The sequence below is a fragment of the Streptomyces sp. RGM 3693 genome (assembly GCF_050471125.1).
Classification (GTDB): Bacteria; Actinomycetota; Actinomycetes; order Streptomycetales; family Streptomycetaceae; genus Streptomyces.
In genome coordinates, this window is sequence record NZ_JBMPPQ010000002.1 from 482,516 (window position 1) to 507,547 (window position 25,032).

Here is a 25,032-nt window from a genome sequence, read left to right on the forward strand (position 1 = left end):
CCCCTAACCGCCGATCTGTGACGAGCGTCCCCCTCGTGACCCCCGAATCAGTACGCTGTGGCGCATGTACGGCTACGACCAGAACGCGGGCGCCGGGCAGCAGTACGGAGCGCCGCCCCCGCCGCAGCAACCGGCCCCCGGGGGCTACGGCGAGCAGCCGCTGTATCCCGAGCCGTCCCCGCCCTCCCTCGCCGACGCGGTGCGCGCCTTCACCACCGGTTCGATGTCGGCCGAGGACTTCCAGGGCATCTTCTCGACGTCCAAGGTCTACTGCCCGCGCGGTGACAACCCCGGCTTCCTGGCGCTGCACAACACCCAGCAGCCGGTCATCCCGATGTTCACCTCGCTCAAGGAGCTGCGCCGGTACGCCGGCAAGGAGTCCAAGTACTTCGTGATCACCGGCGCCGAGGTGCTCGACCTGCTGCCGACCGGCTACGGGTTCGTCCTCGACATGGAGGGTGACCACCGGATGGTCTTCGACGCCAAGGCCGTGGAGCAGATGGTCGACTTCGCCATGCGCCGCATGTACGGCTGACGATTCTCCCCGGGGCGGCCCGTGCTGCCCCGCTGTCTCCTGCCTGACCTGCGGAAATGCCAGTAGAGCAGAAGCGGGAATGCCGCACGCCTTGCAAGTTGTTCAGCTTTCAACTAACTTAATTGAAGCGCGAACGACCAAGGAGGCCGTCATGCCTGCTGTGACCGTAGAGAATCCGCTGACCCTGCCGAAGGTGGCCGCACCCGCCGGGGCGCGCACCCGGCCCGTACTGGCCGTCGCCACCGCCCCGAGCGGGTTCGAAGGCGAGGGCTTCCCGGTACGCCGCGCCTTCGCCGGGATCGCCTACAAGCACCTCGACCCGTTCATCATGATGGACCAGATGGGCGAGGTGGAGTACGCACCCGGAGAGCCCAAGGGCACCCCCTGGCACCCGCACCGCGGCTTCGAGACCGTGACGTATCTGATCGACGGCACGTTCGTGCACCGTGACTCCCACGGTGGCGGCGGAGTCATCAACGGTGGCGACACCCAGTGGATGACGGCGGGCTCCGGTCTGCTGCACATCGAGGCGCCGCCGGAGTCGCTGGTCATGTCGGGCGGCCTCTTCCACGGCCTCCAGCTGTGGGTGAACCTCCCGAAGAGCGACAAGATGATGGCGCCGCGCTACCAGGACATCGGTGGCGGCCAGGTCAAGCTGCTGACCTCCGCCGACGGCGGTGCGCTGCTGCGGCTGATCGCCGGTGACATCGACGGCCACCAGGGACCGGGCGTCACCCACACCCCGATCACGATGATGCATCTGACGGTGAGCCCGGGTGCTCAGGTGACGCTGCCCTGGCGCACGGACTTCAACGGTCTCGCCTACGCACTGGCCGGCAGTGGAACGGCCGGGGCGGAGGACCGCCCGTTCCACATGGGCCAGTCGGTGGTCTTCGGAGAGGGAGACGCGCTCACGATCCGGGCCGACGAGAGCCAGGAGTCGCGCAGCCCCAACTTCGAGGTGGTGCTGCTGGGCGGACTGCCGATCCGCGAGCCGATGATGCATTACGGACCGTTCGTCATGAACACCCACGCCGAACTGGCCCAGGCCTTCGAGGACTTCCAGGCCGGCCGGCTGGGGACGATTCCCGCCGACGCGCTTTGAGCGGCCGCCGAAGGCGGGATCGCGGGGGCGGTGTTTCACGTGAAACACCGCCCCCGCACTCATGTTTCACGTGAAACGTCATGGCGTCGGCTGAGTCCCGAGCCGTGCTGTGGCCGTCCAATACCCGTCAACGGCCGCTGCCGTGGTGGACTGTCCGGGTGCGAAACGACTCGGATCAAGACCGGAGCGGCGCCGAGCCCGGCCGGCCGCCGCGCTCTTTGCCGCTGCTCCCGATCGAGGCCCGCCGCGCGGCGGCCTGGTGCGCCGCGGGACTGCTGGTGGCGGCGGTGCTGGCCGTCAGCGTATGGCTCTGCGTGGAGTTGAGCGCCGCGGTCACGCCCGTACTGCTGGCCCTGCTGGGGAGTGCGCTGCTCGGTCCGATGTACCGGCGGCTGGTGGCGATGCGGCTCAACCGCTCGCTGGCGGCCGGGCTGACCTGCGCCGTGTTGATGGTCGTGGTCGGCGGGGCCGGATACGTCGTGGTCAGCGCGCTGGTCGACACCGGGGACCAGATCGTCGCCTCGCTCAAGGATGCGGCGACGGACCTCACCAAGAACTTCGGGGTGGCCGGGAATTCGCTCAGCGACCTCGCCACCAACGCCAGGACGCTGGTCACCAAGTTCGGCAGCACCGCGGCCTCCGGGCTGCTCGCCGGCGTGAGCATCGTGGGACAGTTCATCGCCGCGGCGGTGCTGGCCCTGTTCCTGACCTTCTTCTTCCTGCGCGACTCCGACAAGGCGGTCCGCGCGCTGCACGACTGGGCGCCGGGCAACTCGGCGCCGCAGCTGGAACGGATGGCCCGCCGCGGTTTCCAGTCCATCGAGGGCTTCATGCGCGGCACCACCTTCATCGCGCTGATCGACGCCATCTGCATCACCGTCGGCCTGCTGATCCTGGACGTTCCCGGTGCTCTCGGCCTGGGCGCACTGGTCTTCGTCGGCGCCTACATCCCCTACCTCGGCGCGTTCATCTCAGGCGCGGTGGCGATCCTGGTGGCGTTCGCGGACCGCGGCTTTGTGATCGCGCTCTGGGCGCTCGGGGTGGTGCTCGCCGTCCAGGTGCTGGAGGGCCATGTGCTCCAGCCGATGATCCAGAGCCGTACGGTCCAGATGCACCCGGCCGTCGTCATGCTGGCGATCACCGCGGGTGCGAGCGTCGCCGGGATCCTCGGCATGCTGCTGTCCGTCCCGCTGACCGCGGCCGTCTCCGGTGTCCTCCACGAACTGCGCAAGCACTACGCGGCGGGCTCGGGCACGGACTCCTCGGAGCCCGGTGACACCGGACCGGACGGCTCCCCCGGCGTCCCGGCGTCCTCGTAGAGCTCGAACCACGTCGACTTGCCGTCCCCGCGCGGGTCCACCCCCCACGCCCCAGCCAGCAGCTCCAACAGCACCAGGCCACGCCCCGAGGAGGCCAGCTCACCGGGCCGGCGGCGGTGCGGCAACTCGTCGCTGCCGTCGGCGACGTCGACCCGGAGGCGCCGGGTGCCGCGCTCCCCGGAGACCTCGGCCACCAGCAGTGCGTCTCCGTCGGTGTGCGTCAGCACATTGGTGACGATCTCGGAGACCAGCAGTACCGCGGAGTCGACCTGGTCAGGGTCGCTCCAGTCGTGGAGCACATCGCGCATCTGGCGGCGCGCCGCGGCGATCCGCTCCGGCTCCGCCTGCGCGACGGAGAACACCGTGCGCCGCCCGGGCCGTTGTACGAGCCGGTCCCCGGCGTCCAGGCCACAGCTGGCGCTCTCGCGGGAGAGCAGCAGCAGGGCGATGTCGTCCTCGCGGCGGTCCACCAGCGGACCGGTGGTGTGGTGCGACGACGGGCCGTGCACGGCCTGGACCAGGCCGTCGGCCAGCCGCTCCAGACTCTCCGCGACCCCTTCGTCCGTGCCGGCGCGGTGCGCTTCGAAGACGTTGCGCAGCCGCCCCCAGCCGGTCTCCAGGTCGTGTCCGCCGGTCTCGATCAGTCCGTCGGTGCAGACCAGCATGGTCTCGCCGGGCTCCAGGACGATCCGGGTGGTGGGGTAGTCGCTGTCCGGGTCGATGCCCAGCGGCAGTCCGCCCGACGTGGGCCGCAGCATCACCGTGCCGTCGGCCATCCGGATCGCCGGGTCGGGGTGGCCGGCCCGGGCGACGTCCAGCAACCCGGTCGCCGGGTCCACCTCGACGTACAGACAGGTCGCGAAGCGCTGGTCCTCGCCGTGGCCGCGGAACTCGGTCTCGTTGATCCCGGCGAGGAAACGGGAGGCCCGGGAGAGCACCGCATCGGGGTGGTGGCCCTCGGCGGCGTAGGCGCGCAGCGCGATCCGCAACTGTCCCATCAGGCCGGCGGCCCGTACGTCGTGTCCCTGGACGTCCCCGATGACCAGCGCGATCCGGCCGGACGGCAGCGGGATCATGTCGTACCAGTCGCCGCCGACCTCAAGACCGCCGCCGGTCGGTACGTAGCGGGCCGCGACCGCCATCCCGGGGATGTCCGGCTGCACCGTGGGCATCATGCTCCGCTGCAATCCCACGGCCAGTTCGTGCTGCGACTCCTGCACTCCGGCCCTGGCCAGCGCCTGGGCCAGCATCCGGGCGACGGTGGTCAGCACCGAGCGCTCGTCGGGTGTGAACGTGACCGGCTGGGCGAACCCGGCCTTCCAGGCGCCGATCGTCCGGCCCGCGTTGATCAGGGGGAGGTACGCCCAGGAACTGTGGTCGAAGTGGGCCGCCAGGGACCAGGTGGTGGGGTAGCGGCGCTGGTACTCCTCTGGGGTGGGGAGGTAGACGGCCCGGCCGGTCCGCACGACCTCGGCGGCCGGGTAGTCGGTCTCCAGCATCATCTCGGAGAAGGGCAGTTCGTCGCCGGGGCGGTGACCGTGGTGGCCGATCACCAAGAGCCGGTCGCCCTGGATGCCGAAGACCGCCAGGCCGTCCGGCACGAACCCGGGCATGGAGAGCCCGGCCGCCACCCGCAGCACCTCGGCGGTGGACCGTGCCTCGGCCAGGGCGCGGCCCGCGTCCAGCAGGAACGCCTCGCGCGAGCGGCGCCAGTCGCCGGTGACCGGGGTCCGCGCCGCCGAGGTGCCGGGCTGTGGTTCGGGCACCTCCTGGAGGGTGCCGACCAGTTCGAAGTCGCCGTTGACGATCCGGGGCCGGGAGCGGGAGCGGACGATGCGCAGCACCCGCCCGCGCTCGTCCATGATGCGCAGCCGCGCCTCGGCGACCGTCCCCTCGGAGACCGCGAGCTGGATGACACCGTTGATCTCGGCGAAGTCGACGGGATGAAAACGGGAGCGCACGGCGGCCTCGGTGAGTTCGGCCGGTTCGGCGGAAAGCCCCAGCAGCCGGGCCGCTTCGGCGTCGAGGGTCACTCGGCCGGATGCGTTGTCCCAGCGCCACAGGCCGGTCGCGAGGGCGGCCAGGAGGTCCTTGGTGCGCATTGCATTACTTTAGGTGGATTTGACGTGGCCCGGCCAGCGAGCCGGACGTGACCATCGTCGCAGCCCGGAGGGCCGGTTTCCCGCCGGAGGGCCGCTGATGGGTATATGTCAACCAGCTCGTTGGAGTCGGGCGGTAACCTGGAGCGGTTATGCCACTCCTGGGGTGGTCTTTCGGGTGATCCACAAGGCGATCGATCGGGCGCGCGAGCCTGGTATCTCCCCTTCTCGCCCGTCAGCTCCCCACCTCGACTCGCGACGACTTGGATGAGCGATGCATCGGTACCGGTCCCATAACTGCGGCGAGCTCCGAGCCGCGGACGTCGACACCGACGTCCGTCTCAGCGGCTGGCTGCACAATCGACGTGACCTGGGCGGCATCCTCTTCATCGATCTGCGTGACCACCACGGTCTCGTGCAGCTCGTCGCCCGCCCCGGCACCCCGGCCAACGAGGTCCTCGGCTCGCTGACCAAGGAGACCGTCGTCCGCGTCGACGGCAAGGTCAGCGCCCGTGGCGCCGACAACGTCAACCCCGACCTGCCGACCGGCGAGATCGAGATCGAGGTCACCGAGGTCGAGGTGCTCGGTGCCGCCGAGCAGATCCCGTTCACCATCAACGCCGATGACGGTGTCAACGAGGAGAAGCGCCTCGAATACCGCTTCCTCGACCTGCGCCGCGAGCGCATGCACCGCAACATCATGCTGCGCACGGCCGTGATCTCCGCGATCCGGCACAAGATGGTGGCGCTCGGCTTCAACGAGATGGCGACCCCGATCCTGTCCGCGACCTCCCCCGAGGGCGCCCGCGACTTCCTGGTCCCGTCCCGTCTGCACGCCGGCAAGTTCTACGCGCTGCCGCAGGCCCCGCAGCAGTTCAAGCAGCTGCTGATGATCGCCGGCTTCGACCGCTACTTCCAGATCGCGCCCTGCTTCCGCGACGAGGACGCCCGTGCGGACCGCTCGCCCGGCGAGTTCTACCAGCTCGACGTCGAGATGAGCTTCGTCGAGCAGGAGGACGTCTTCCAGCCGATCGAGCAGCTGATGACCGAGCTCTTCACCGAGTTCGGCAACGGCCGCACGGTCACCTCGCCCTTCCCGCGCATCCCGTTCCGCGAGGCGATGCTCAAGTACGGCTCCGACAAGCCGGACCTGCGCGCCGAGCTGGAGCTGGTGGACGTCACCGACGTCTTCGCGAACTCCGGATTCAAGGCGTTCGCCGGCAAGCACGTCCGGGCCCTGGCCGTGCCGGACACCGCTGACCAGCCGCGGAAGTTCTTCGACCAGCTGGGCGACTTCGCCGTCGCGCAGGGTGCCAAGGGCCTGGCATGGGTCCGGGTCGGCGAGGACAACGCACTCAGCGGCCCGATCGCCAAGTTCCTCACCGACGACGACGTCAAGGCGCTGGTCACGGCCCTCGACCTCAAGCCCGGACACGCCGTCTTCTTCGGCGCCGGCGAGTTCGACGAGGTCTCCAAGATCATGGGCGCCGTCCGCGTCGAGGCCGCCAAGCGCGCCGGCCACTTCGTCGAGGGCGAGTTCCGCTTCTGCTGGATCGTCGACTTCCCGATGTTCGAGCGCGACGCGGACACCGGCAAGATCGAGTTCTCCCACAACCCGTTCTCCATGCCGCAGGGCGGCCTGGAGGCGCTGGAGACCAAGGACCCGCTGGACATCCTCGCCTGGCAGTACGACATCGTCTGCAACGGCACCGAGCTGTCCTCCGGCGCGATCCGTAACCACGAGCCGGAAGTCATGTACAAGGCGTTCGCGATCGCCGGTTACGACAAGGAGACCGTGGAGGCCGAGTTCGGCGGCATGCTCCGCGCCTTCAAGTTCGGCGCCCCGCCGCACGGTGGTATCGCCCCGGGCGTCGACCGGATCGTGATGCTGCTGGCCGACGAGCCGAACATCCGCGAGACGATCGCCTTCCCGCTCAACGGCAACGCCCAGGACCTGCTGATGGGCGCCCCGTCCGAGGTCGACGAGGCCCGCCTCAAGGAACTGCACCTGAGCATCCGGACCGGCCCGGCGAAGCCGACGCCGTACAAGCCGACCAAGTAGGACCGGACGAGGGCCCGGGACCGCCGCAGCGGCGGTCCCGGGCCCTCGTGCATCCCGCGGCGGCCCTGCGCCACCCCGGACCGCACAACGAGGACGCCCCCGGACCGGACCGGTCCAGGGGCGTCCTCGTGTGGTGTCAGCTCCGGGCGTCGGGCCTTCAGCCCTCGTTGCCGCCGAACTGCTCCCGGTACGCCGCCAGGTCATCCTCGGTGATCTTCGCGAAGAGCACCGGCGGCACCGTGAAGGGCGTCCCGGCGGGCACGAACGCCAGCGCCTTCGCCTCCTCCTGCGACACCCAGGTGGCGGTGTCGCTCTCCAGGGCGAACGCGCCCCGCATGGCCTTCGCCGACGCCGGGATGAACGGCTCGGAGACCACCGCGTAGAGGTGGATCAGATTCATCGCGGTCCGCAGCGTCAGCGCCGCCGCGTCCTTGTCCGTCTTGATCTCCAGCCACGGGGCCTTCTCCTCCAGGTAGGAGTTGCCCGCGCTCCACAGGGCGCGCAGCGAGGCCGTCGCCTTGCGGAACTGGAGTGCCTCCATGTGGCCCTCGTACTCCGCGAGCAGCCCGGCGATCTCCTCGCCCAGCTTCTGCTCGGCGGCTCCGGCCTCGGCGCCGGCCGGCACGTCGTCGCCGAACCGCTTCCGCGAGAACGAGAGCACGCGGTTGACGAAGTTGCCGAGGGTGTCGGCCAGGTCCTTGTTGACCGAGGCGGAGAACAGCTCCCAGGTGAAGGACGTGTCGTCCGACTCCGGGGCGTGCGCCATCAGGAAGTAGCGCCAGTAGTCGGCGGGCAGCAGTTCCAGCGCCGCATCGGTGAAGATGCCGCGCTTCTGCGACGTGGAGAACTTCCCGCCGTAGTAGTTGAGCCAGTTGAAGGCCTTGAGGAAGTCGACCCGCTTCCACGGCTCGCGGGTCCCCAGCTGCGTCGCCGGGAACATCACGCTGTGGAACGGCACGTTGTCCTTGGCCATGAACTCCGTGTAGCGGACGTCATCGGCCTCGTACCACCACGACTTCCAGTCGCGCTCCTCCGGCGCCTGGTCCGCCCACTCCTTCGTCGAGCCGATGTACTCGATCGGGGCGTCGAACCAGACGTAGAAGACCTTGCCCGCGGCGGCCAGCTCCGGCCACACATCGGCCGGCACCGGCACGCCCCAGTCCAGGTCGCGGGTGATCGCCCGGTCCTGGAGGCCCTCGGTCAGCCACTTGTGGGCGATGGACGACGCCAGGGTCGGCCACTCCTTGCTGCCGTTGCCCGCCAGCCAGCCCTCGACCTCGTGCTGGAGCTTCGACTGGAGGAGGAAGAGGTGCGTGGTCTCGCGCACCTCCAGGTCACCGCTGCCACTGATCGCCGAGCGGGCGTCGATCAGGTCCGTCGGGTCCAGGACCCGGGTGCAGTTCTCGCACTGGTCGCCGCGCGCCTTGTCGTAGCCGCAGTGCGGGCAGGTGCCGACGATGTAGCGGTCCGGCAGGAAGCGGCCGTCGGCGTTCGAGTAGACCTGGCGGATGGCCCGCTCTTCGATGAAGCCGTTCTCGTGCAGCTTGCGCGCGAAGTGCTGGGTCAGCTCGACGTTCTCCTGCGAGGAGCTCCGGCCGAAGTGGTCGAACTCCAACCCGAAGCCGTCGTAGATCGCCTTCTGCTTGTGGTGCTGCTCGGTGCAGAACTCGGCGACGGACTGTCCCGCGTCCTTCGCCGCCAGCTCGGCGGGCGTGCCGTGCTCGTCGGTCGCGCAGATGTAGAGGACGTCGTGACCGCGCTGCCGCAGATACCGGGAGTACACGTCGGCCGGGAGCATGGACCCCACCATGTTGCCCAGGTGCTTGATCCCGTTGATGTACGGAAGGGCGCTGGTGATGAGGTGTCGAGCCATTGCCGGCTGCTCCCAAGTCGCTACGGTGAGTGATGATTTGCTTTACGCAACGTCAATATCGTACTGGACGGGGTGGAGGTCCCCACCCGGGTATTTTCGGGCCCGGAGGGGGTTACCGGGCGGCGGCTCGCCCCGCTTGTTTCACGTGAAACAAGCCCCGTTCCCTCCCTGTCCATCATCACCCCCACACCATGCGACCTTCCGCTCCGTTTCACGTGAAACCGTCCCGATGCGGGCGCGCCCGACCCGTGAAGGGCGAGGGAGGGCGTCACGCAACAGGCCGCGGGGGTCGCGACCGGCGTGGAAGAAGCCGGCGTTGTCGACGGCGCGCTTCTCCGGGACGGTCAGGTCGTCGAGCTTCCGGAGGAAGTCGAAGCCCTTGGCGTCCGGGTCACCGAAACCGATGAACTGCCAGAAGATGGGGAGCCCGGCCGCCTCGCACAGGGCCCGCTCGGCGGCGGGCTTGGACGTCGGCGCGCCGTCGGTCTGGAAGATGACGAAGGCGGGGTGCGGGGAGCCCGACTTCTTGTAGTGCGCGACGACGGCCTCGATGGCCCAGTGGTAGTTGGTCCGCCCCATGTGGCCGAGGCCGGAGTGCAGTTCCTCGATGCGGCCCTCGTAGGTGGCGAGGTCCAGGTCGGCGGTGCCGTCCACGTCGGTGGAGAAGAAGACGACCGGGACGGTGGCCTTCTCGTCCAGGTGCGCGGAGAGGCCGAGGGCCTGCTCGGCGAGGTGCTGGACGGTGCCGTCCTTGTAGTAGTTGCGCATCGAGCCGGAGCGGTCGAGAACCAGGTAGACGGTGGCGCGCTGGGTGGTGAGGTGGTGCTTCTCCAGCGTGGCGCGCGCGGCGTCGTAGAGGGGGAGGAGGGCGGGGGCGACCGCCGCGACGGAGTGGTCCGCGTCGGACGCGGGGGCCGGCTCGTCGGCGTCGGTCGTGGCCGCTTCGGGGATTTCCTCCGCGTCCGCCTTCGGGGCCTCGTCGGGGGTTTCCTTCGATGCCTCCGCCGGGGCTTCCGCGACCTCGGGTGTCGCTTCTTCCTCGGTCTTCTCCGGGGCCGCTGCCGCCGCTTCTTCCTTCGCTTCGTGCTGTTCTTCGGGCTTTTCCTGCGCGCCGGCCGGCTGGTCCGCCGCTGCGGCTGCCTCTGCCGCCTCTTCCGCCTTCTCCGACGACCCTGCCGCCTCGGCCTTCTCGGTCGTCTCCGGCTGCGCGTCGGGCTTCGGTGCGGGGGCGTCCGCCGCCATGGCCGGTGCGGCGGCGGGTGCCGGCTTGTCGAACGCCCGGCTGACCAGGTCGGCGGCGCTATCGGCAGTAGCCGGGGTGGTGGCCGCGAGGGCGTCGGCCGCGGTGTCGGCCGCCGGCTCGCGCTCGTCCTTGGCCGCCGGCTCCTCGAAGCCCTGGGGCGCGGCGGCTTCCGTGTGCGTGTCCTCGTGCGTCGGTGCGCCCTGGTCCGCGACCGTCTCCGTGCCCGCCTTGGCGTCCGCGGCGGCGTCCGGGGCGGTGTCGGTGTCGGCGTCCTTGAGTCGGACCGGCTCCGTCGCCTCGGGGGCGGGCGACGGCTCGTCCTTCGCATCGGTCGTCGCCGCTGCCTCGGCCGCCGGCTCGTCCCGTACGGGGGCCTCTTCCCGCGCCGGCTCCGCCTTCGTAGGGGGCTCCGGTGCGCGCTCAACCGGGCCGCTCTGGGCGGGCAGTGAGGCCGTGACCGGGGTCGGTGCGGGCGACGGCTCCGAGGGCTCGCCGGGCGCCGTACGCGCGGCCGGGACCTCGGCTTCGGGAGGTGTGGTGGTCGGGATGGTCGGAGCGGGGGTGGATTCCTCGCGGGCCTCCGGAATCGTTGCCGACTCCGGCTTGTCGGTGGCGTTCCGGGCCGCGCCGGATCCGTCGCGGGTCGCCTTGGAACGACCGAAAGCGTTGCGCAGCAGACTCCGAATGCCCATCGGCTGACCTCTCTTGTGGGTGGTGGGTGCGGCGAATGTCCGTGAAGCGCGGACATGTCCCTGACCAGGACGGATACGTAAGAGTAGCGGCCTGCACCGGCCTGATCGTGGGAACCCGCGCCTCGCGTGGTGGGCCATACGGGGGTGTTGAGCGGAGAGGTGGTTTCGGTCAGCGCGTCGCCGGTCCGGGAAACGCGTGTCGGACGGCGGGAATAGCCCACGCAACCTTTGCGGAAAAGCCCGATTGATCGTTTGGAAAGGGGTGACTTGACCGTTTGTATGGCAGGACTTGGTCCCCTACGTGGTGCGGAAGTGGCGTATGAGGTGCCCAATGTGACGGATAGCGCAATTGCCGGCGATATCGGCGGGGAGTCGGCCGGGAGGCGTCGCCCCAGTCGTCGTCGAGGTCAACTGGCGAGATCGGACGGTGAGTTCAGGCGAGGATGCAATGAGTGGTCCGCTCCGGGGCGCCCCCGGTGCCGAAGAGGGCGTTTTGTCGCCAGGTGTTCACCGGCGCTTCGTTTCACGTGAAACATGTCCGTGGTTCCGTCGGTTGTCACGGATCTCCCGGCACCGCTCGCGCACGTCACGTGGCGGAAACGAACAGGCAAGAGCTCGGTAAGAAGTAAGTCGCGCAGGTATCCGATTCGCGGATGCGCCCGTCTTCTCCGGTGACCATTGTCCTGGGCTGCCCGTTGTGCCTCGGGGGGCGGCCGGTGAGAAGGCAAGAACCCTTTCGAGGGTGACGGGAGATGTGGGCGCATGGGGCTGACCAGTCAGTCGCTCGAAATCACGGTGATCGTGCTGGCGGTGGTCTGTGTTGCCGCGACGGTGTGGCTTTGGCCCAGGCTGTCGCGGAACGGGTGGCGCCACGTGCTGGGGAGGCTGGGGGCCATCCTGGTCACCCAGGTGTCGATCGTGTCGGCACTCGCCCTCGCCGTGAACGCGAACTTCGAGTTCTACGGCAACTGGGACGAGCTGCTGGGCAACAACGAGCAGGCCCCGGCCTCGGTGAGCCAGGGGGACGGGCAGTACGCCACGGTCGGCAACATCAAGGGTGGGTTGATCCAGCCCGCCGGCCCCCAGGGGCTCGACCGGGTGACCGGACTGCCGAAGGGGCCCGACAACAAGGTGGGCAAGGTCGAGTCGGTACGGATCATCGGCCGCCGCACCCGGGCCATCAACCCGGGCTTCGTCTACCTGCCGCCGCAGTACTTCCAGCAGCAGTTCCACCGGCAGCGGTTCCCGGTCATGGTCGTCATCAGCGGCTACCCGGGCGGGATCATGAACCTCGCGCAGCACCTGCAGATCCCGCAGACCGCGGGCCAGCTGATTGCGCAGGGCAAGATGCAGCCGACCGTGATCGTGATGGTGCGGCCGACGATCGCGCCGCCGCGCGACACCGAGTGCGTGGACGTGCCGGGTGGTCCGCAGGCCGAGACGTTCTTCACCAAGGACCTGCCGGACGCCATGAAGTCGGCCTACCGGGTGGGCCATGACCCCAGCGCCTGGGGCGCGTTCGGGTACTCGTCCGGTGGTACCTGCTCGCTCCAACTGGCGATGCGCAACCCGCAGGCGTACACCTCGGCGGTCTCGCTCTCCGGTGACTACGCGATCAAGGACGACCTCACCACCGGCAGCCTCTTCGGCCCCGGTCCGACGGGTGCCCAGCGCCAGCGCGAGCACGATCTGCTGTGGCGGCTGCAGAACCTGCCCGCGCCGCAGGTCTCCGCGCTGGTGGCCAGCAGCCGCCAGGGCGAGTCGGACTACGGCGACACCATGAAGTTCATCCACGCGGTGAAGCCGCCGATGCGGGTCGACTCGATCATCCTGCCCCGCGGCAGCCATCAGTTCGGGACCTGGCGGCGGGAGGTCGTGCCGGCCCTGGAGTGGCAGAGCCAGCAGCTGACCTTCCCGCAGGACACCGAGCCGAACGCGCCGCAGAAGCCGGCGCCGGGACAGGGGAAGGGCGCGGCCAAGGGGCAGGCGCCCGCCGACGAACGGTCCCACAAGCGGGTGGAGGCGGAGCACCCCTAGGGGTGCGGTGACCGTCGCCAGGGCGACGGCATGCGAAGGGGGCGCCGGCACGGTCCGGCGCCCCCTTCGTCGTACGGCCGCTCCCCCGCATGAGGACGCCGTTCCTGTCCCGGCCGTATTCTCCCGAGCCGTGCGGGTCCCGCCCCAACGGGACCGTGGCTCGCCCCGACGGCCCTAGCTCACGGCCGGTAGACCATCCCCGGTTCCGGCTTCGCCGGGGAGAGCAGCTGGGACACCGTGACGACCGTGTAGCCGCGCTTCTTGAGCTCCTTGAGGATGCCGGGGACGGCCGGCACGGTGCCCTTGTAGATGTCGTGCAGCAGGATGATGCCGTCGCGCTTGGTCTGGTCGAGCACCCGCTTGGTGATCAGGTCCGAGTCGGTGGTCTGGTAGTCCTTGGCGGTCACGCTCCACAGGACCTGCGCCAGGCCGAGCTCCTTGCTGATCTTGGAGACCTCTTCGTTGGTCCGGCCCTGCGGCGGGCGCATCAGCGTGGGCGTCTTACCGGTGATCTTGCGGACCGCGTCCTGGACCTGGGACAGCTCGCGCTTGGCCTCGTCCGGCTTGATCTCCGTGAGGATCTGGTGGGACCAGGTGTGGTTGGCCAGCTCATGGCCCTCGGCGTCGATCCGCTTCACCTCGGCGGGGCGCTCGGCGACGTGGTTCTTGCCGAGCATGAAGAACGTGGCATGGGCCTTGTTCTCCTTGAGGATGTCCAGCAGCCGGTTGGTGTTCTCGCTCGGGCCCGCGTCGAAGGTCAGCGCCACGCACTTGGCCTTGCGGCAGTCGACGGCATCGCCGCTGCCGGCGTCCCCGGCCTTGGCGTCCTTGGCCTTGACGTCGGCCGCCGGAGCGTCGGCCCGCGCATCGGCCGGTGCGGTGACGTCGTACGAGGCGCAGCCGCTGAGGGCCAGGGCCAAGGAGGCGGCGGTCAGCAGCCCGGCTATGGACGAGCGGCGGGCCGCGGATATCTGCTTCAGCATGCGATGTCTTTCCTGGAGTCGTTCGCTGGGGTGCTGGCTGCTGTGGAGTTCTCGGCCGTCTTCCGTGGAGCTCTTCGCCGGCGGGTGGTGCCCGGGAGCGTCCGCGCCCTGGTTTCCGGGCATGGCGAAGCAGACGCGGACGGAGTCGTGGCCCGGCGCGCCGATCGCCTTCCGAACGGACTCCAGGGACTGTACAGGCGAAGTACACACCAGGTGTATAGATGAGGAAGGGGCGCGGTGTGATGCTGGCGACAGCCCGATCGGGCGCACTCCGCGCGACACTCCGCCGCACCCGCGGTGGACTTCTGCTGTGACCGCCCCGCCGGACGACTGCCTGGCCCGAAACGACTGGATCTGCGGCGACTACCTGAGCACCCGCCGCCAGATCCTGCTCGACGCGGTCGGCCAGCATGTGCAGTTGACCGTGATTTCGGTGGGACTCGGGCTGGTGATCGCCCTCCCGCTGGCGCTGCTGGCCCGCCGCCGGCGCTGGACGGTCGGGCCGGTCCTCGGCCTCACCACCGTGATCTACACGATCCCCTCGCTGGCGATGTTCTCGCTGCTGCTGCCGGTCTACGGACTCTCCGCCACCCTCGTCGTGGTCGGCCTCGCCCTCTACTCCCTCACCCTGCTGGTCCGGAACATCCTGGCGGGTCTGGACGGCGTCCCGGCCGGTGCCAAGGAGGCCGCCCGGGGCATGGGGTACGGGCCGATGCGGCAACTGCTGACGGTGGAACTGCCGCTGGCGGTGCCCGCCGCGATGGCCGGGCTGCGCATCGCCACGGTCTCCGCGGTCGCCCTGACCACCGTCGGCGCGATCGTCGGGTACGGCGGGCTGGGCAACCTCATCTACGCGGGCATGAACGCCTACTTCAAGGCGCAGGTGCTGACCGCGTCCGTGCTCTGCGTGCTCATCGCGGTCGCCTTCGACCTGCTGCTGCTCGGCCTGGAGCGCCTTCTCACCCCGTGGCGGCGGGCCGGCCGCAGCCCGCGGGCGGCCCGTGGGAGGCGGTCACTCACCGCCTCCGGACGGCGGACATGAGCACCCTCGCCGCGGTCTGGGCCTGGCTGACCACCGCCGCCAACTGGTCCGGCGAGAACGGCGTCTGGCACCGGCTCGCCCAGCATGCCGTCCTCACCTTCGCCTGCCTCGTCCTCAGCGCCCTCATCGCCCTGCCGATCGCGTTGACGCTGGGCCATCTGGGCCGCGGTGGCGCCCTTGCGGTCAACCTGGCCAACATCGGCCGGGCGGTGCCGACCTTCGCGGTCCTCGTCCTGCTCCTGCTGACCCCGCTCGGGCGGCACGGGGAGTGGCCGACGGTCATCGCGCTGGTGCTGTTCGCCGTGCCGCCGCTGCTGACCAATGCCTACGTCGGGATGCGCGAGGTGGACCAGGACGTGGTCCGGGCTGCGCGGGGCATGGGGATGACCGGGATGCAGCTGGTGTGGCGGGTGGAGGCGCCGCTCGCCCTGCCGCTGGTGCTGACCGGGGTGCGGATCGCCGCCGTACAGCTCGTCGCCACCGCCACGCTGGCCGCCTTGGTCGGGGGTGGCGGCCTCGGCCGCATCATCACCGCGGGCTTCAACCTGGCCAGTACCCCGCAGGTGGTGGCCGGGGCGGTGGTGGTCGCGGTGTTCGCGCTGCTGATGGAGGCCCTGTTCGAGCTGGTGCAGCGGTTCGCCCCGGTACGGGCGCGGGGGCGGACCCGGTGAGGACGCCCCGTGCGGCCCCGGCCGCGGCCCCGCTCCGCTCGGTCCGCGCTGCGCTCGGCACGTTGACCGCCCTGGCCGTGGCGGTCGGCCTGGTCTCCTGCACCGGTGGGCCGTCGCTGGAGCACCGTGGCGCGGTCACCGCCTCGCCCGGCGACAGCCGCGATCTCGCCATCGGCTCGGCCGGCTTCACCGAGAGCGAGTTGCTGGCCCAGATGTACGCGGCGCTGCTCGGCCAGGACGGCTACCGCACCCACGTCCTCACCGTCGGCAACCGCGAGCTGTACGAACCCGCGCTGGAGGCCGGACAGATCGACGTCGTGCCCGAATACGCCGCCACTTTCGCGGACTGGCTCAACGCCAAGGAGCACGGTCCCCAGGCCGCCCCTGTCGCCTCCCCCGACCTGGACACCACCATGGCCGCCCTGCGCCGCCTCGCCACCCCGCGCGGTCTGACCGTGCTCCCGGCGGGCCGGGCCGTCGACCAGAACGCCTTCGCGGTGCGCGCCGCCTACGCCGCCGAGCACCACCTCCGCACCCTCAGCGACCTGGGCCGCGCCAAGCTTCCGGTGCGGCTGGCGGCGGGTGACGAGTGCGTCCAGCGGCCGTTCTGCGCACCGGGCCTGCGGAAGACGTACGGCATCGACATCACCGCCGTGGACCCCAAGGGCGTCGGCACCACGCCCGCGAAACAGGCCGTACAGAACGGCCAGGACCAGATGGTGCTCACCACCAGCACGGACGCCACCCTCGATCAGTTCGGGCTCGTCGTCCTCGCCGACGACCGGAAACTCCAGAACGCCGACTACGTCGTCCCCGTCGTCAACCGCGCACGGGCCGGCAGCGCCCGCCCGGCCGCCGCGCTGAACGCACTCAACCGCGTGCTGACCACCGAAGACCTGGCGCACCTCAACGAACAGGTCGACAGCTGGCGCCGGCTCCCCGCCGACGTGGCCCACAACTACCTGGTGTCGAAGGGCCTGTTGAGGAAGGGATGACGGAGCCGGAACGACGTTTCACGTGAAACAGCGCTCCCGGCCGTCGTTTCACGTGAAACACCACGCCCGCCCCGGCCGCCTCCCTCACTCCGTCGGGACCGAGTCCACCTCCGGCCGCCCCTGTGACCGCCCCCGTCCCTCCGGGGCGATGGTGCGGCGCAGCGCCTCGTGCAGGGTGGTCGGGGTCAGCACGCCCAGGAACCGCCGGCCGTCCAGGACCGCGATCCAGCCGGCGTCGTGCTTGAGCATCTCGCTGAACGCCGCCTTGAGGGTTCCGGACGCCGGGATCCATGCCTCCATCCGACGGGCGTGGTCCGCCACCGTCCCACCCGCGCCCGACAGTTGCTCCGTGCCCACCCAGCCGTGCAGCGCCCCCTCGGCGTCCAGCACCACCGCCCAGCGTGCACCTTCGGCCCGCAGCCGGACCACCGCGTCCGCGGCGGGCTCGGCGAGCCGGGCGAACGGCGGGCGTTCCAGGTCGTCGCGGTCGATGGCGGTGACCGACAGCTGCTTCAACGCCCGGTCCGCGCCGATGAATTCGGCGACATAGGGGGTGGCGGGGGCGCCGAGCACCCGCGCCGGGGTGTCGAACTGCTCGATCCGCCCGGCGCCGTAGACCGCGATCCGGTCGCCGAGCCGGATGGCCTCCTCGATGTCGTGGGTGACCAGCAACACCGTCTTGTGCAGGGTGGCCTGGAGCCGTAGGAACTCCTTCTGGAGGCGGTCCCGGACGACCGGGTCGACGGCGCCGAACGGCTCGTCCATCAACAGCACCGGCGGATCGGCCGCCAGGGCGCGGGCCACCCCGACCCGCTGGCGCTGGCCGCCCGACAGCTGGTCGGGGTAGCGCGCGCCGTAGACGGTCGGGTCCAGCCCGACCAGGTCCAGGAGTTCGGCGGCTCGCTCCCGCGCCTTGGGCTTCTTCCAGCCGGTCAGGAACGGCACGGTCGCGGTGTTGTCGAGGACGGTGCGGTGCGGGAAGAGCCCGGTCTGCTGGATGACGTAGCCCATCTCGCGGCGGAGTCGGACCGGGTCGACACCGGACACGTCCGCGTCGTCGACGAAGATCCGCCCACTGGTGGGGTCGATCAGCCGGTTCACCATCATCATGGTCGTCGTCTTGCCGCACCCGGACGGCCCGACCAAGGTGACCAGTTCACCCGCGCCGACCTCGAAGGAGAGGTCGTCGACGGCCGTGGTCCCGTCGGGGTAGCGCTTGGTGACCGACTCGAACCGGATCATTGCGCCATTGAATCCCGCGGCCCCGCACCGGTCCCGTCATGCGGGCAATCGAGTGGGGAACGGAACGGTGACGGGGGCCGTACGAGTTGCTTCCGGGGCACCGCCTCCCGTCCTGCCGCGCCCGGCCCGACCGGCGTGCTTACGATCCACTCCGGCCGCTCCTCGGAAGGGTGGAAGGGAACGCCACATGAGAGCCGTAGCAGTCAACGCCTTCGGTGCGGACCCGCAGCTCATGGAGCTGCCACAACCTGAACCGGGGCCCGGTGAGGTCCTGGTGCGGCTGGCCGCCGCCGGACTCAACCCCATCGACTGGAAGCTCGCCGACGGCATGTTCGGAGAGGCCGTCCACGCCAAGTTCCCGCTGGTCCTGGGGGCGGACGGGGCGGGGGAGGTGGTCGGGGTCGGCAGTGGCGTGCGGCGGTTCACCGTCGGGGACCCGGTGTTCGGCCAGTTCCAGCGGCCTGATCGGGGCGGCGGTTCGTACGCCGAATTCGCCGTGGCCGATGAGGGCGCCATCGCCCTGGCCGCCCGCAGCGTCACCTATGCGACCTCCGCCGCCGTGCCGACGGCCGGGATGACCGCGTACAACCTGGTCGAGGAGACCCGGGTCGGCGAGGGCCGGCGGGTGCTGATCGTCGGTGCGACCGGCGGGGTCGGCACCTTCGCGACCCAGATCGCGGCCGGCCGGGGTGCGGAGGTGATCGCCACCGCCCGCCCGGCCAAGGCGGAGTTGATGCGCACGCTGGGGGCCGCGGAGACCGTCGATCACACCGCGGGGCCGGTCGCCGATCAGGTCCTGGCGGCGCACCCGGAAGGGGTGGACGTGCTGATCGACATGACCAGCGACGCGGCGGGGTTCGTCGAGCTGACCCGGGCGGTACGGGACGGCGGTGTGGCGGTCTCGCTGATCGGTGCCGCCGACGCCGATGTGCTCACCGAGCACAACCTGCGCGGCTTCAACTTCGTCAACCGGCCCTCGCCCCAGTTGCTGGAGATCCTCGCCGGGCACCTCGACGCGGGCCGCCTGACGGTCCTCGTGGGCCTCGAAGTCCCCTTGGCGGAGGCCCCCGAGGCCCTGGCGGCCAGCCGCACCGGGCGGGCGCAGGGGAAGACCGTCCTGGCGATCTGAGGACGGTCCGTCGCCGCTGCCGAGAAGGCCGTGTCCGTGCCGGCCCGTTGTCGTGTCCTGTTGCCGGGGGCGCGGACGCGGATCGGTGCCTTCTTCATGCGGCAGTTCAGGCGGCATGGCGGTTTTTTCTCATGCGCGCCATTTGGGGATGTAGTGCGGTGCTGGGGCCGGTGGTGCCCGGTACCGGTGGACGCCACGGCCGTCCCGGGGCGCGGCGAGCCGCTACCGGCGCGGATGGTCATCGGCGAACCGGCGCTGCGCGGCGCGGTGGGCGTTCCGTATGCCACGGGACGTCGCCCACCGGCGCCCCGGTCCGGGCTGACGGCCCGACAACCCCGACGACACGGCGCGGCGGAGGCGGGCCGTCAGTGGGCCCGCGGTGGCGAGGGCGACGACGACCGCCGCCGCGCCGATCGCCGTCCCCACGCCGGAACGCAGGGAGGCGGTCAGGGCGTCGGTGTAGGCGTCGGCGGCGGGGCGGGAGATGGTGGCCGGCAGGGCGTCCAGGAGGCGGGTGCGGAGCAGCGCCAGCGCCGCGGCCAGGAGGGCGCAGGCCACCGCGCAGCCGGCCGCCGTGTAGATCAGCGCCCGGCGTCGGCGTCGGGTCATCAGCAGACCGGCCAGGAGGCAGAGCGCGGCGGTCGGCGGCAGCAGCAGCGCGCCGGTGCGCGCGACCTGGAAGCCGGCCCGCAGCCGGGGCACGTCGGGGGACTTCAGCAGCACGATGGAGGCGCCGGTGGGCGGCACCCGGTGGATGAGGTCGATACCCAGTCCGTTGCCGGACAACTGGTGCCGGACGCGCTCGATGACCGGCGAGAGGTCGAGGGTGACGGGGGCGTCGCCGGAGGCGGCCAGCATGCCGTCCAGGTTGCGGTGGGCGGTGCGGTGCACCCCGGACCAGACCGCGGGGAAGGTGCGGCCGGTGACGACCTGGCGGACCTGTTTGTCGACGAACTCGCGGATGCCGCGGGTGAACTTGCGGCGCAGCGCGGGGCGTTCGGCGGGTGGGACCACCTTGAGCAGGCCGTCCAGCCGGACGTGGGGCATCACGCCGTTGGTGACGTCGACGACGATGGCGTCCTGGACGGCGGGGTTTCCGGCGAGCGGGGCGACCGCGGCCACATAGCGGTCGGTGTCGGTGAGTTCGGCGCGGGCCCAGAGGGCGGCCAGGCTCAGCGGTAGCAGCAGCGTTCCGATCAGCAGCAGCGCGCCGCCGGCCAACGAGCGGGCCCGGCGTGGCCGTCCCGGTGGGCAGCGCGCCGCCGTCACCCGGCCGTCGGCGCGTGCGGGTGCACTCGCTGACATGCGTACCGGTCCTTCCTGCAACGGCGATGGCTGCCACGCTCCAGGCAAGTCCGTACGGCGGTCGGCCGCGAGCGGGGCCGGTGCCAATGGGTGATCGCACGGATGAGCGGCCGGTGGGTGGCCGGCGCCGGGTGGGCGGCCCCGCGCGCTGCTCAGCCGGACCGTCGGGCCCGGCCGCGCCGGACCGCCCGGACCACCCCGGGCACGAGCAGCGCGCCGGCCAGGGCCGCCACCGCCCACCCCACCCCGTTGCCGTGCTCCGGCTCGGGCTGCGACTCGGGGAGGTCGTCCAGATCGCCGGAGCAGGCCAGCGGTGCGGCGTTCGCACCGGCGTAGACGCAGACCGAGGTGGCGGCCCGCAGGGTGCCGGGGGCGGCGCTGGTGCCGAGGTCCCGGCGGGCGCCGAGCACCGCGCCGGCGGTGAACACCTGGATGTCGTACGCGGGCAGATCCGCGTGCCAGACGGCCTTCTGCTCGCCCGTGCCCGCCCCTTCGACGGTGCCGTCGGTGGCGGTGGCCGAGACCGTGGTGGCCGGCATCTCCTGCTCGATGCGGGCACCGGTCACCTGGTCGCCGCCGAGGTTGTGCACGGTGATGCGGTAGTCGAGCCGCTGTCCGGCCTCCGCCCGGTCGACGCCGTCGGTCACCGTCACCGCGAGGGCCGGCGGGTCCTGTGGGGCAGGCGCGGCGGGGAGCGCGACGGCGCACAGCACCGCGCAGGCAGCGGCGGTTCTCATGCGGTCATCCGAGCACCGCAGTGGGGCGGGCCGGCGCCTGGCGGGCCGCGCCCGGGGACGGGTTCACCCGAGTGCGGGCGCGGGCCCGCGACGACGGCGGGTCAGTGCTGGTGCGGCCCCGGACGGTGGACGGGGCCGTGGGAGTCGTCGCAGTGGCTGCCGGAGGGCTGCTCGGGGCCGGGCCCGGGCCCCAGGGTCAGCAGCTCGTCCTCGTCCTGTTCGCCGAGGTGGTCGACCTGGAGGGTGGCGTGGGTGATGCCGTACTCGGTGTGCAGCAAGTCCTGGAGGCTGCGGCGGACCTTGTGGCAGTCGCCCGCCGGGGCGACCAGGATGTGCGCGGAGAGCGCCGGCTGCCCGGAGGTGATCTGCCAGATGTGCAGGTCGTGCACCTCGACGACCTGGTCGGCGGCGACGAGGTGATCGCCCAGCGCGTCCGGGTCGATCCCGGCCGGAGCGGCCTCCATGAAGATCCGGCCGGACTCCCGCACCAGCCCCGTACCGGCCTTCAGCATCAGCGCGACGACGACGAGCGAGGCGATCGCGTCGGCCTGCTGGAAGCCCGTGGTCAGCACGATGAGACCGGAGATCGCGGTGGCGATGAAGCCGAACAGGTCGGTGAGGATGTGCTGGTAGGCGCCCTCGACATTCAGGCTGGAGCGGTTGGCCTTCGACAGGAACCAGGTGCAGATCAGGTTCACCACCACACCGGAGAGCGCGGTGATGACCACCAGCCCGCCGGTGACCTCGGGCGGTGAGATCAGCCGCTGGACCGCCTCGTACGCCAGCCAGACGGACAGCACCAGCAGGGTGATGCCGTTGGCCTGCGCGGAGAGGATCTCGGCGCGCTTGAGGCCGTAGGTGTAGCCGCCCCGCGCGGGCTTCGCGGCCAGCCGCATCGCGACCAGCGCCAACACGATCGAGACCGCGTCGGTGAGCATGTGGGCGGCGTCCGAGATCAGTGCCAGCGACTGCGCCAGGAAACCGATCACGACCTCGACCGCCATGTAGGCGGTGAGCAGAATCAGCGCGGCCCGCAGCCAGCGCCGATCGGCGTCCGGGGACACGGCATGGGTGTGGCTGTGTGCATGGCCGTGCCCACTGTGGGCGTGCTCGGTCATGGCGCGCTCCTTCCTGGCTCCACCTTGCTTCTCGCAGCGAAGCAAACCGCACTTCGACAAAAGATCCAAAGGCTGCACCGGTGACCGTTGTCATTACCGTCGAACGGGCTATCGTGCCTGGTCAGAGCGGTGCGATGGAGAAGGGTGACCGGACGGACACGATCCGGTCGACGGAGCGGTCGTCCGTCGGTTCACGTGAAACGACGGGTTTCACGTGAAACAAGGCGCCAACTACCCGCCGGCCTCAGGCGGCCGGTGCGCGGCCCGCCGCAACGGGATGCAGCGCCGCGTACTCCAGCGGTGCCGACGGGTCGATGGACACATCGAGCGGGGCGGGCGTGGCGCCGGCCCGGACGAGCAGATCACCGACGGCCGCGATCATCGCGCCGTTGTCCGTGCACAGCCGCAGTGGCGGGACCCGCAGGGTGATGCCGGCCGCGGCGCAGCGCTCCTCGGCCAGCGTGCGCACCCGGGAGTTGGCCGCCACGCCGCCGACCACCACCAGCGTTCCGACGCCGTGCTCGGTGCAGGCGGCGACCGCCTTGCGGGTCAGCACGTCGGCGACCGCCTCCTGAAGCGCGGCCGCACCATCGGCGACCGGTAGCGGACGGCCCGCGGCGCGGTGGCTCTCCGCCCAGCGCGCCGCCGCCGTCTTCAACCCCGAGAAGGAGAACGTGAACCGCTTCTCGGGCGGGCCCGCGGTGAGCGGGCGAGGGAAGTGGACAGCGCGCGGATCCCCCTCGCGCGCTGTCCGGTCAATGGCCGGACCGCCGGGGTAGGGCAGCCCGAAGACCCGCGCGACCTTGTCGAAGCACTCTCCGGCGGCGTCGTCCAAGGTGTCGCCGAGGTGCACGATCCGGTCGCGGGCCAGGTCCCGTACGAGCAGGAGCGAGGTGTGCCCGCCGGAGACGATCAGCACCACGCAGGGGTCGGGCAGCGGACCGTGCGCGAGGGTGTCGGCGGCGACGTGACCGGCCAGGTGGTGGACGCCGTAGAGCGGCACGCCCAGCGCGTACGCCAGCCCCTTGGCCCCGGCCAGCCCCACCTGGAGCGCACCGGAGAGTCCCGGTCCGGTGGTCACCGCCACCGCCCCGATGTCGGACGCCCGCAGCCCCGCATCGGCCAGCGCGCCGCGCACCATGGGCGTCAGCGCGTGCACATGCGCCCGGGCGGCGATCTCCGGCACCACTCCGCCGAACCGCGCGTGCTCGTCCATGCTCGACGCGACGGTGTGCCCGAGCAGCCGGCCGTCCCGCACCAGGCCGGCACCCGTCTCGTCGCAGGACGACTCGATGCCCAGCACCACCGGCGAGCCCATGGACCGCACTCCTTCCCCGTCGCGTTTCGTGCCCCAGACAGTAATAGCAAGTAATTGCAAGCAATGTGCAATAAGGGGCGGGGTGGGTGCAGGGGACGTGCCCGGGCCCGCGGGGCCCTCCCCGGGAGCCGGGGCCGCCCGGCCGGTCAGTAGAGTTCGGCACCCGCCCTTCGACATCCCCTTGGCCTCCGTCCCGTCCCTTCGCGCCCCGAGGTACCCCGCAGTGACTCCCCCGCTTCCCCTCTCCGTCGTAGGTATCGGGGCCGATGGCTGGGACGGACTGTCGCCGGCCGCGCGCCGGGAGCTGGCCGCGGCCGAGGTACTGATCGGCGGGGCCCGGCAGTTGGCGCTGCTGCCCGCACAGTGCGCGGGGCAGCGGGTGCCGTGGCCCTCGCCGCTGCGACCCGCGGTGCCCGGGCTGCTCGCCGCGCATACCGGGCGCCGGCTCTGCGTGCTGGCCAGTGGGGACCCGATGTTCTACGGGATCGGGCGGACCCTGACCGAGGTGATGGCACAGGACGTCGCGGTGCGGCGACCGCTGCGGGTGGTGCCGCATCCGTCGTCGGTGGCGTACGCCTGCGCCCGGCTGGGCTGGGCGGTGGAGGACACCGAGGTCGTCACGCTCGTCGGGCGGCCGGCGGAGAACCTGGTGCGGGCGCTGTACGACGGGCGGCGGGTGCTGGTGCTGTCGGCCGGGGCCGGGACGCCCGACGAGGTCGCGCGGCTGTTGCGGGACCGGGGCTTCGGCCCGACCCGGATGCGCGTACTGGAACAACTCGGCGGCCTGCGCGAGCGGGTGGTCGAGGGCAGTGCGCAGCGGTGGGACGCACCCGCCGGCGATCCGCTCAACGTGATCGCACTGGACTGCGTGCGGGAGCCCGACGCACCGCGGCTGCCGATCGTGCCGGGGCTCCCCGACGACGCCTACGAGCACGACGGCCAGCTGACCAAGCGTCATGTCCGGGCGGCCACCCTGGCCGCGCTGGCCCCCGCGCCCGGCGAGCTGCTCTGGGACATCGGCGGCGGTTCCGGCTCCATCGCCGTCGAATGGCTGCGCGCGCACCGCAGTTGCCGGGCCGTCAGCGTCGAACGGGACACCGTACGGGCGGCGCGGATCGGCCGCAATGCAGGGGCGCTCGGCGTCCCGGCGCTGCGCGTGGTGCACGGCGCCGCGCCCGCCGCACTGGCCGGACTGCCGACGCCGGACGCGGTGTTCATCGGCGGCGGCCTGACCGCGCCCGGGCTGTTGGACGCCTGCTGGGACGCGCTGCCCCCGGGCGGCCGGATCGTCGCCAACACCGTGACGCTGGAGTCCGAGGCGCTGCTCACCCAGTGGTACCGGCGGCACGGCGGCGAACTGGTGCGGCTCGCGATCGCCCATGCGGTGCCGGTCGGCGGCTTCACGGGCTGGCGGCAGGCGATGCCGGTCACCCAGTGGTCGGCGGTGAAGCCCGCGTCGTCCGGTGTGCCGGAGCCCGGCCCGCGGGAGACCGCCGCCCCCTCCCGCTCCCAGGACCCCTCGTAACC

Annotated in this window: 19 protein-coding genes; 10 read left to right on the forward strand and 9 right to left on the reverse strand. The window is 71.3% G+C overall.

Features of this window, described 5'->3' with window-relative positions:
- The first annotated feature begins 64 nt into the window (after positions 1-64).
- From ACO0M4_RS19475 to ACO0M4_RS19485, 3 genes are all read left to right on the forward strand, one after another.
- Positions 65-535 carry an SseB family protein gene (locus ACO0M4_RS19475; RefSeq protein ID WP_016571781.1) on the forward strand — a complete coding sequence of 157 codons (471 nt, stop codon included), beginning with the start codon at positions 65-67 and terminating at the stop codon, positions 533-535.
- A gap of 151 nt (positions 536-686) precedes the next feature.
- A complete protein-coding gene (locus ACO0M4_RS19480; RefSeq protein WP_430371994.1) occupies positions 687-1,640 on the forward strand; it encodes a pirin family protein in 954 nt (317 codons plus the stop codon).
- Between the two features lie 158 nt (positions 1,641-1,798).
- Positions 1,799-2,959, forward strand: coding sequence for an AI-2E family transporter (locus ACO0M4_RS19485; RefSeq protein WP_430371995.1), 1,161 nt, complete (start codon positions 1,799-1,801; stop codon positions 2,957-2,959).
- Here ACO0M4_RS19485 and ACO0M4_RS19490 read toward each other — a convergent pair.
- The gene (locus ACO0M4_RS19490) at positions 2,875-5,061 is read right to left on the reverse strand and encodes an ATP-binding SpoIIE family protein phosphatase (RefSeq protein ID WP_430371997.1); all 2,187 of its coding nucleotides are present in this window, start codon (positions 5,059-5,061) and stop codon (positions 2,875-2,877) included. The two genes, ACO0M4_RS19485 and ACO0M4_RS19490, sit on opposite strands and share 85 nt — an antisense overlap.
- Positions 5,062-5,332: 271 nt before the next feature.
- Between ACO0M4_RS19490 and aspS the strand changes: the two genes are divergently transcribed.
- The gene (aspS, locus tag ACO0M4_RS19495; protein WP_430371998.1) at positions 5,333-7,120 is read left to right on the forward strand and encodes an aspartate--tRNA ligase; all 1,788 of its coding nucleotides are present in this window, start codon (positions 5,333-5,335) and stop codon (positions 7,118-7,120) included.
- Between the two features lie 157 nt (positions 7,121-7,277).
- Here aspS and metG read toward each other — a convergent pair whose 3' ends face one another.
- Both metG and ACO0M4_RS19505 read right to left on the reverse strand, forming a co-directional pair.
- Positions 7,278-8,993: a methionine--tRNA ligase gene (gene metG / locus ACO0M4_RS19500; RefSeq protein ID WP_430372000.1), complete on the reverse strand. Its 1,716-nt coding sequence runs from the start codon at positions 8,991-8,993 to the stop codon at positions 7,278-7,280.
- 141 nt (positions 8,994-9,134) lie between these two features.
- The gene (locus ACO0M4_RS19505; RefSeq protein ID WP_430372002.1) at positions 9,135-10,928 is read right to left on the reverse strand and encodes a VWA domain-containing protein; all 1,794 of its coding nucleotides are present in this window, start codon (positions 10,926-10,928) and stop codon (positions 9,135-9,137) included.
- A gap of 762 nt (positions 10,929-11,690) precedes the next feature.
- On the opposite strand from ACO0M4_RS19505, the gene ACO0M4_RS19510 reads away from it, so the two are divergent.
- Positions 11,691-12,965, forward strand: a complete 1,275-nt coding sequence (locus tag ACO0M4_RS19510; protein WP_430372003.1) for an alpha/beta hydrolase — start codon at positions 11,691-11,693, stop codon at positions 12,963-12,965.
- A 179-nt stretch (positions 12,966-13,144) separates the two neighbouring features.
- Here ACO0M4_RS19510 and ACO0M4_RS19515 read toward each other — a convergent pair whose 3' ends face one another.
- Positions 13,145-13,948 carry a polysaccharide deacetylase family protein gene (locus ACO0M4_RS19515; protein ID WP_430372004.1) on the reverse strand — a complete coding sequence of 268 codons (804 nt, stop codon included), beginning with the start codon at positions 13,946-13,948 and terminating at the stop codon, positions 13,145-13,147.
- A gap of 310 nt (positions 13,949-14,258) precedes the next feature.
- On the opposite strand from ACO0M4_RS19515, the gene ACO0M4_RS19520 reads away from it, so the two are divergent.
- The 3 genes from ACO0M4_RS19520 to ACO0M4_RS19530 are packed head-to-tail and all read left to right on the forward strand — an operon-like array spanning position 14,259 to position 16,656.
- Positions 14,259-14,990 (forward strand): ABC transporter permease, encoded by a 732-nt coding sequence (locus ACO0M4_RS19520; RefSeq protein ID WP_430372005.1) that lies wholly within the window; start codon positions 14,259-14,261, stop codon positions 14,988-14,990.
- A complete protein-coding gene (locus ACO0M4_RS19525) occupies positions 14,987-15,661 on the forward strand; it encodes an ABC transporter permease (RefSeq protein ID WP_430372007.1) in 675 nt (224 codons plus the stop codon). Before ACO0M4_RS19520 ends, ACO0M4_RS19525 begins: the two co-directional genes overlap by 4 nt.
- Positions 15,658-16,656: an ABC transporter substrate-binding protein gene (locus ACO0M4_RS19530; protein ID WP_430372009.1), complete on the forward strand. Its 999-nt coding sequence runs from the start codon at positions 15,658-15,660 to the stop codon at positions 16,654-16,656. The genes ACO0M4_RS19525 and ACO0M4_RS19530 overlap by 4 nt, the downstream gene beginning before the upstream one ends.
- Positions 16,657-16,740: 84 nt before the next feature.
- Here the strand turns inward: ACO0M4_RS19530 and ACO0M4_RS19535 are convergent, their stop codons facing one another.
- The gene (locus tag ACO0M4_RS19535; protein ID WP_430372011.1) at positions 16,741-17,898 is read right to left on the reverse strand and encodes an ATP-binding cassette domain-containing protein; all 1,158 of its coding nucleotides are present in this window, start codon (positions 17,896-17,898) and stop codon (positions 16,741-16,743) included.
- A 187-nt stretch (positions 17,899-18,085) separates the two neighbouring features.
- Here ACO0M4_RS19535 and ACO0M4_RS19540 point away from each other — a divergent pair, with 187 nt between their 5' ends.
- A complete protein-coding gene (locus ACO0M4_RS19540) occupies positions 18,086-19,027 on the forward strand; it encodes an NADP-dependent oxidoreductase (RefSeq protein WP_430372012.1) in 942 nt (313 codons plus the stop codon).
- A 222-nt stretch (positions 19,028-19,249) separates the two neighbouring features.
- Here ACO0M4_RS19540 and ACO0M4_RS19545 read toward each other — a convergent pair whose 3' ends face one another.
- From ACO0M4_RS19545 to tsaD, 4 genes are all read right to left on the reverse strand, one after another.
- Complete coding sequence (locus tag ACO0M4_RS19545) at positions 19,250-20,332, reverse strand: hypothetical protein (protein ID WP_430372014.1); 1,083 nt, start codon at positions 20,330-20,332, stop codon at positions 19,250-19,252.
- Positions 20,333-20,484: 152 nt separating this feature from the next.
- Complete coding sequence (locus ACO0M4_RS19550; RefSeq protein WP_430372016.1) at positions 20,485-21,069, reverse strand: hypothetical protein; 585 nt, start codon at positions 21,067-21,069, stop codon at positions 20,485-20,487.
- Between the two features lie 101 nt (positions 21,070-21,170).
- Entirely contained in the window at positions 21,171-22,187 is a 1,017-nt protein-coding gene (locus tag ACO0M4_RS19555) for a cation diffusion facilitator family transporter (protein WP_430372017.1), read from the reverse strand.
- A 244-nt stretch (positions 22,188-22,431) separates the two neighbouring features.
- Positions 22,432-23,505, reverse strand: coding sequence for a tRNA (adenosine(37)-N6)-threonylcarbamoyltransferase complex transferase subunit TsaD (gene tsaD / locus ACO0M4_RS19560; RefSeq protein ID WP_430372018.1), 1,074 nt, complete (start codon positions 23,503-23,505; stop codon positions 22,432-22,434).
- Positions 23,506-23,728: 223 nt separating this feature from the next.
- On the opposite strand from tsaD, the gene cbiE reads away from it, so the two are divergent.
- Positions 23,729-25,030, forward strand: coding sequence for a precorrin-6y C5,15-methyltransferase (decarboxylating) subunit CbiE (cbiE, locus tag ACO0M4_RS19565; protein ID WP_430372020.1), 1,302 nt, complete (start codon positions 23,729-23,731; stop codon positions 25,028-25,030).
- The last annotated feature ends 2 nt before the right edge of the window (positions 25,031-25,032 follow it).

Bases quoted from the DNA above. Each gene is read 5' to 3' on its own strand.
- aspS (WP_430371998.1), top strand. From the start codon at position 5,333: ATGCATCGGTACCGGTCCCATAACTGCGGCGAGCTCCGAGCCGCGGAC.
- ACO0M4_RS19540 (WP_430372012.1), top strand. From the start codon at position 18,086: ATGAGAGCCGTAGCAGTCAACGCCTTCGGTGCGGACCCGCAGCTCATG.
- ACO0M4_RS19475 (WP_016571781.1), top strand. From the start codon at position 65: ATGTACGGCTACGACCAGAACGCGGGCGCCGGGCAGCAGTACGGAGCG.
- ACO0M4_RS19550 (WP_430372016.1), bottom strand. From the start codon at position 21,069: ATGAGAACCGCCGCTGCCTGCGCGGTGCTGTGCGCCGTCGCGCTCCCC.
- tsaD (WP_430372018.1), bottom strand. From the start codon at position 23,505: ATGGGCTCGCCGGTGGTGCTGGGCATCGAGTCGTCCTGCGACGAGACG.
- ACO0M4_RS19510 (WP_430372003.1), top strand. From the start codon at position 11,691: ATGGGGCTGACCAGTCAGTCGCTCGAAATCACGGTGATCGTGCTGGCG.
- metG (WP_430372000.1), bottom strand. From the start codon at position 8,993: ATGGCTCGACACCTCATCACCAGCGCCCTTCCGTACATCAACGGGATC.
- ACO0M4_RS19555 (WP_430372017.1), bottom strand. From the start codon at position 22,187: ATGACCGAGCACGCCCACAGTGGGCACGGCCATGCACACAGCCACACC.
- ACO0M4_RS19490 (WP_430371997.1), bottom strand. From the start codon at position 5,061: ATGCGCACCAAGGACCTCCTGGCCGCCCTCGCGACCGGCCTGTGGCGC.
- ACO0M4_RS19515 (WP_430372004.1), bottom strand. From the start codon at position 13,948: ATGCTGAAGCAGATATCCGCGGCCCGCCGCTCGTCCATAGCCGGGCTG.
- ACO0M4_RS19505 (WP_430372002.1), bottom strand. From the start codon at position 10,928: ATGGGCATTCGGAGTCTGCTGCGCAACGCTTTCGGTCGTTCCAAGGCG.
- ACO0M4_RS19480 (WP_430371994.1), top strand. From the start codon at position 687: ATGCCTGCTGTGACCGTAGAGAATCCGCTGACCCTGCCGAAGGTGGCC.
- ACO0M4_RS19545 (WP_430372014.1), bottom strand. From the start codon at position 20,332: ATGTCAGCGAGTGCACCCGCACGCGCCGACGGCCGGGTGACGGCGGCG.
- ACO0M4_RS19525 (WP_430372007.1), top strand. From the start codon at position 14,987: ATGAGCACCCTCGCCGCGGTCTGGGCCTGGCTGACCACCGCCGCCAAC.
- ACO0M4_RS19535 (WP_430372011.1), bottom strand. From the start codon at position 17,898: ATGATCCGGTTCGAGTCGGTCACCAAGCGCTACCCCGACGGGACCACG.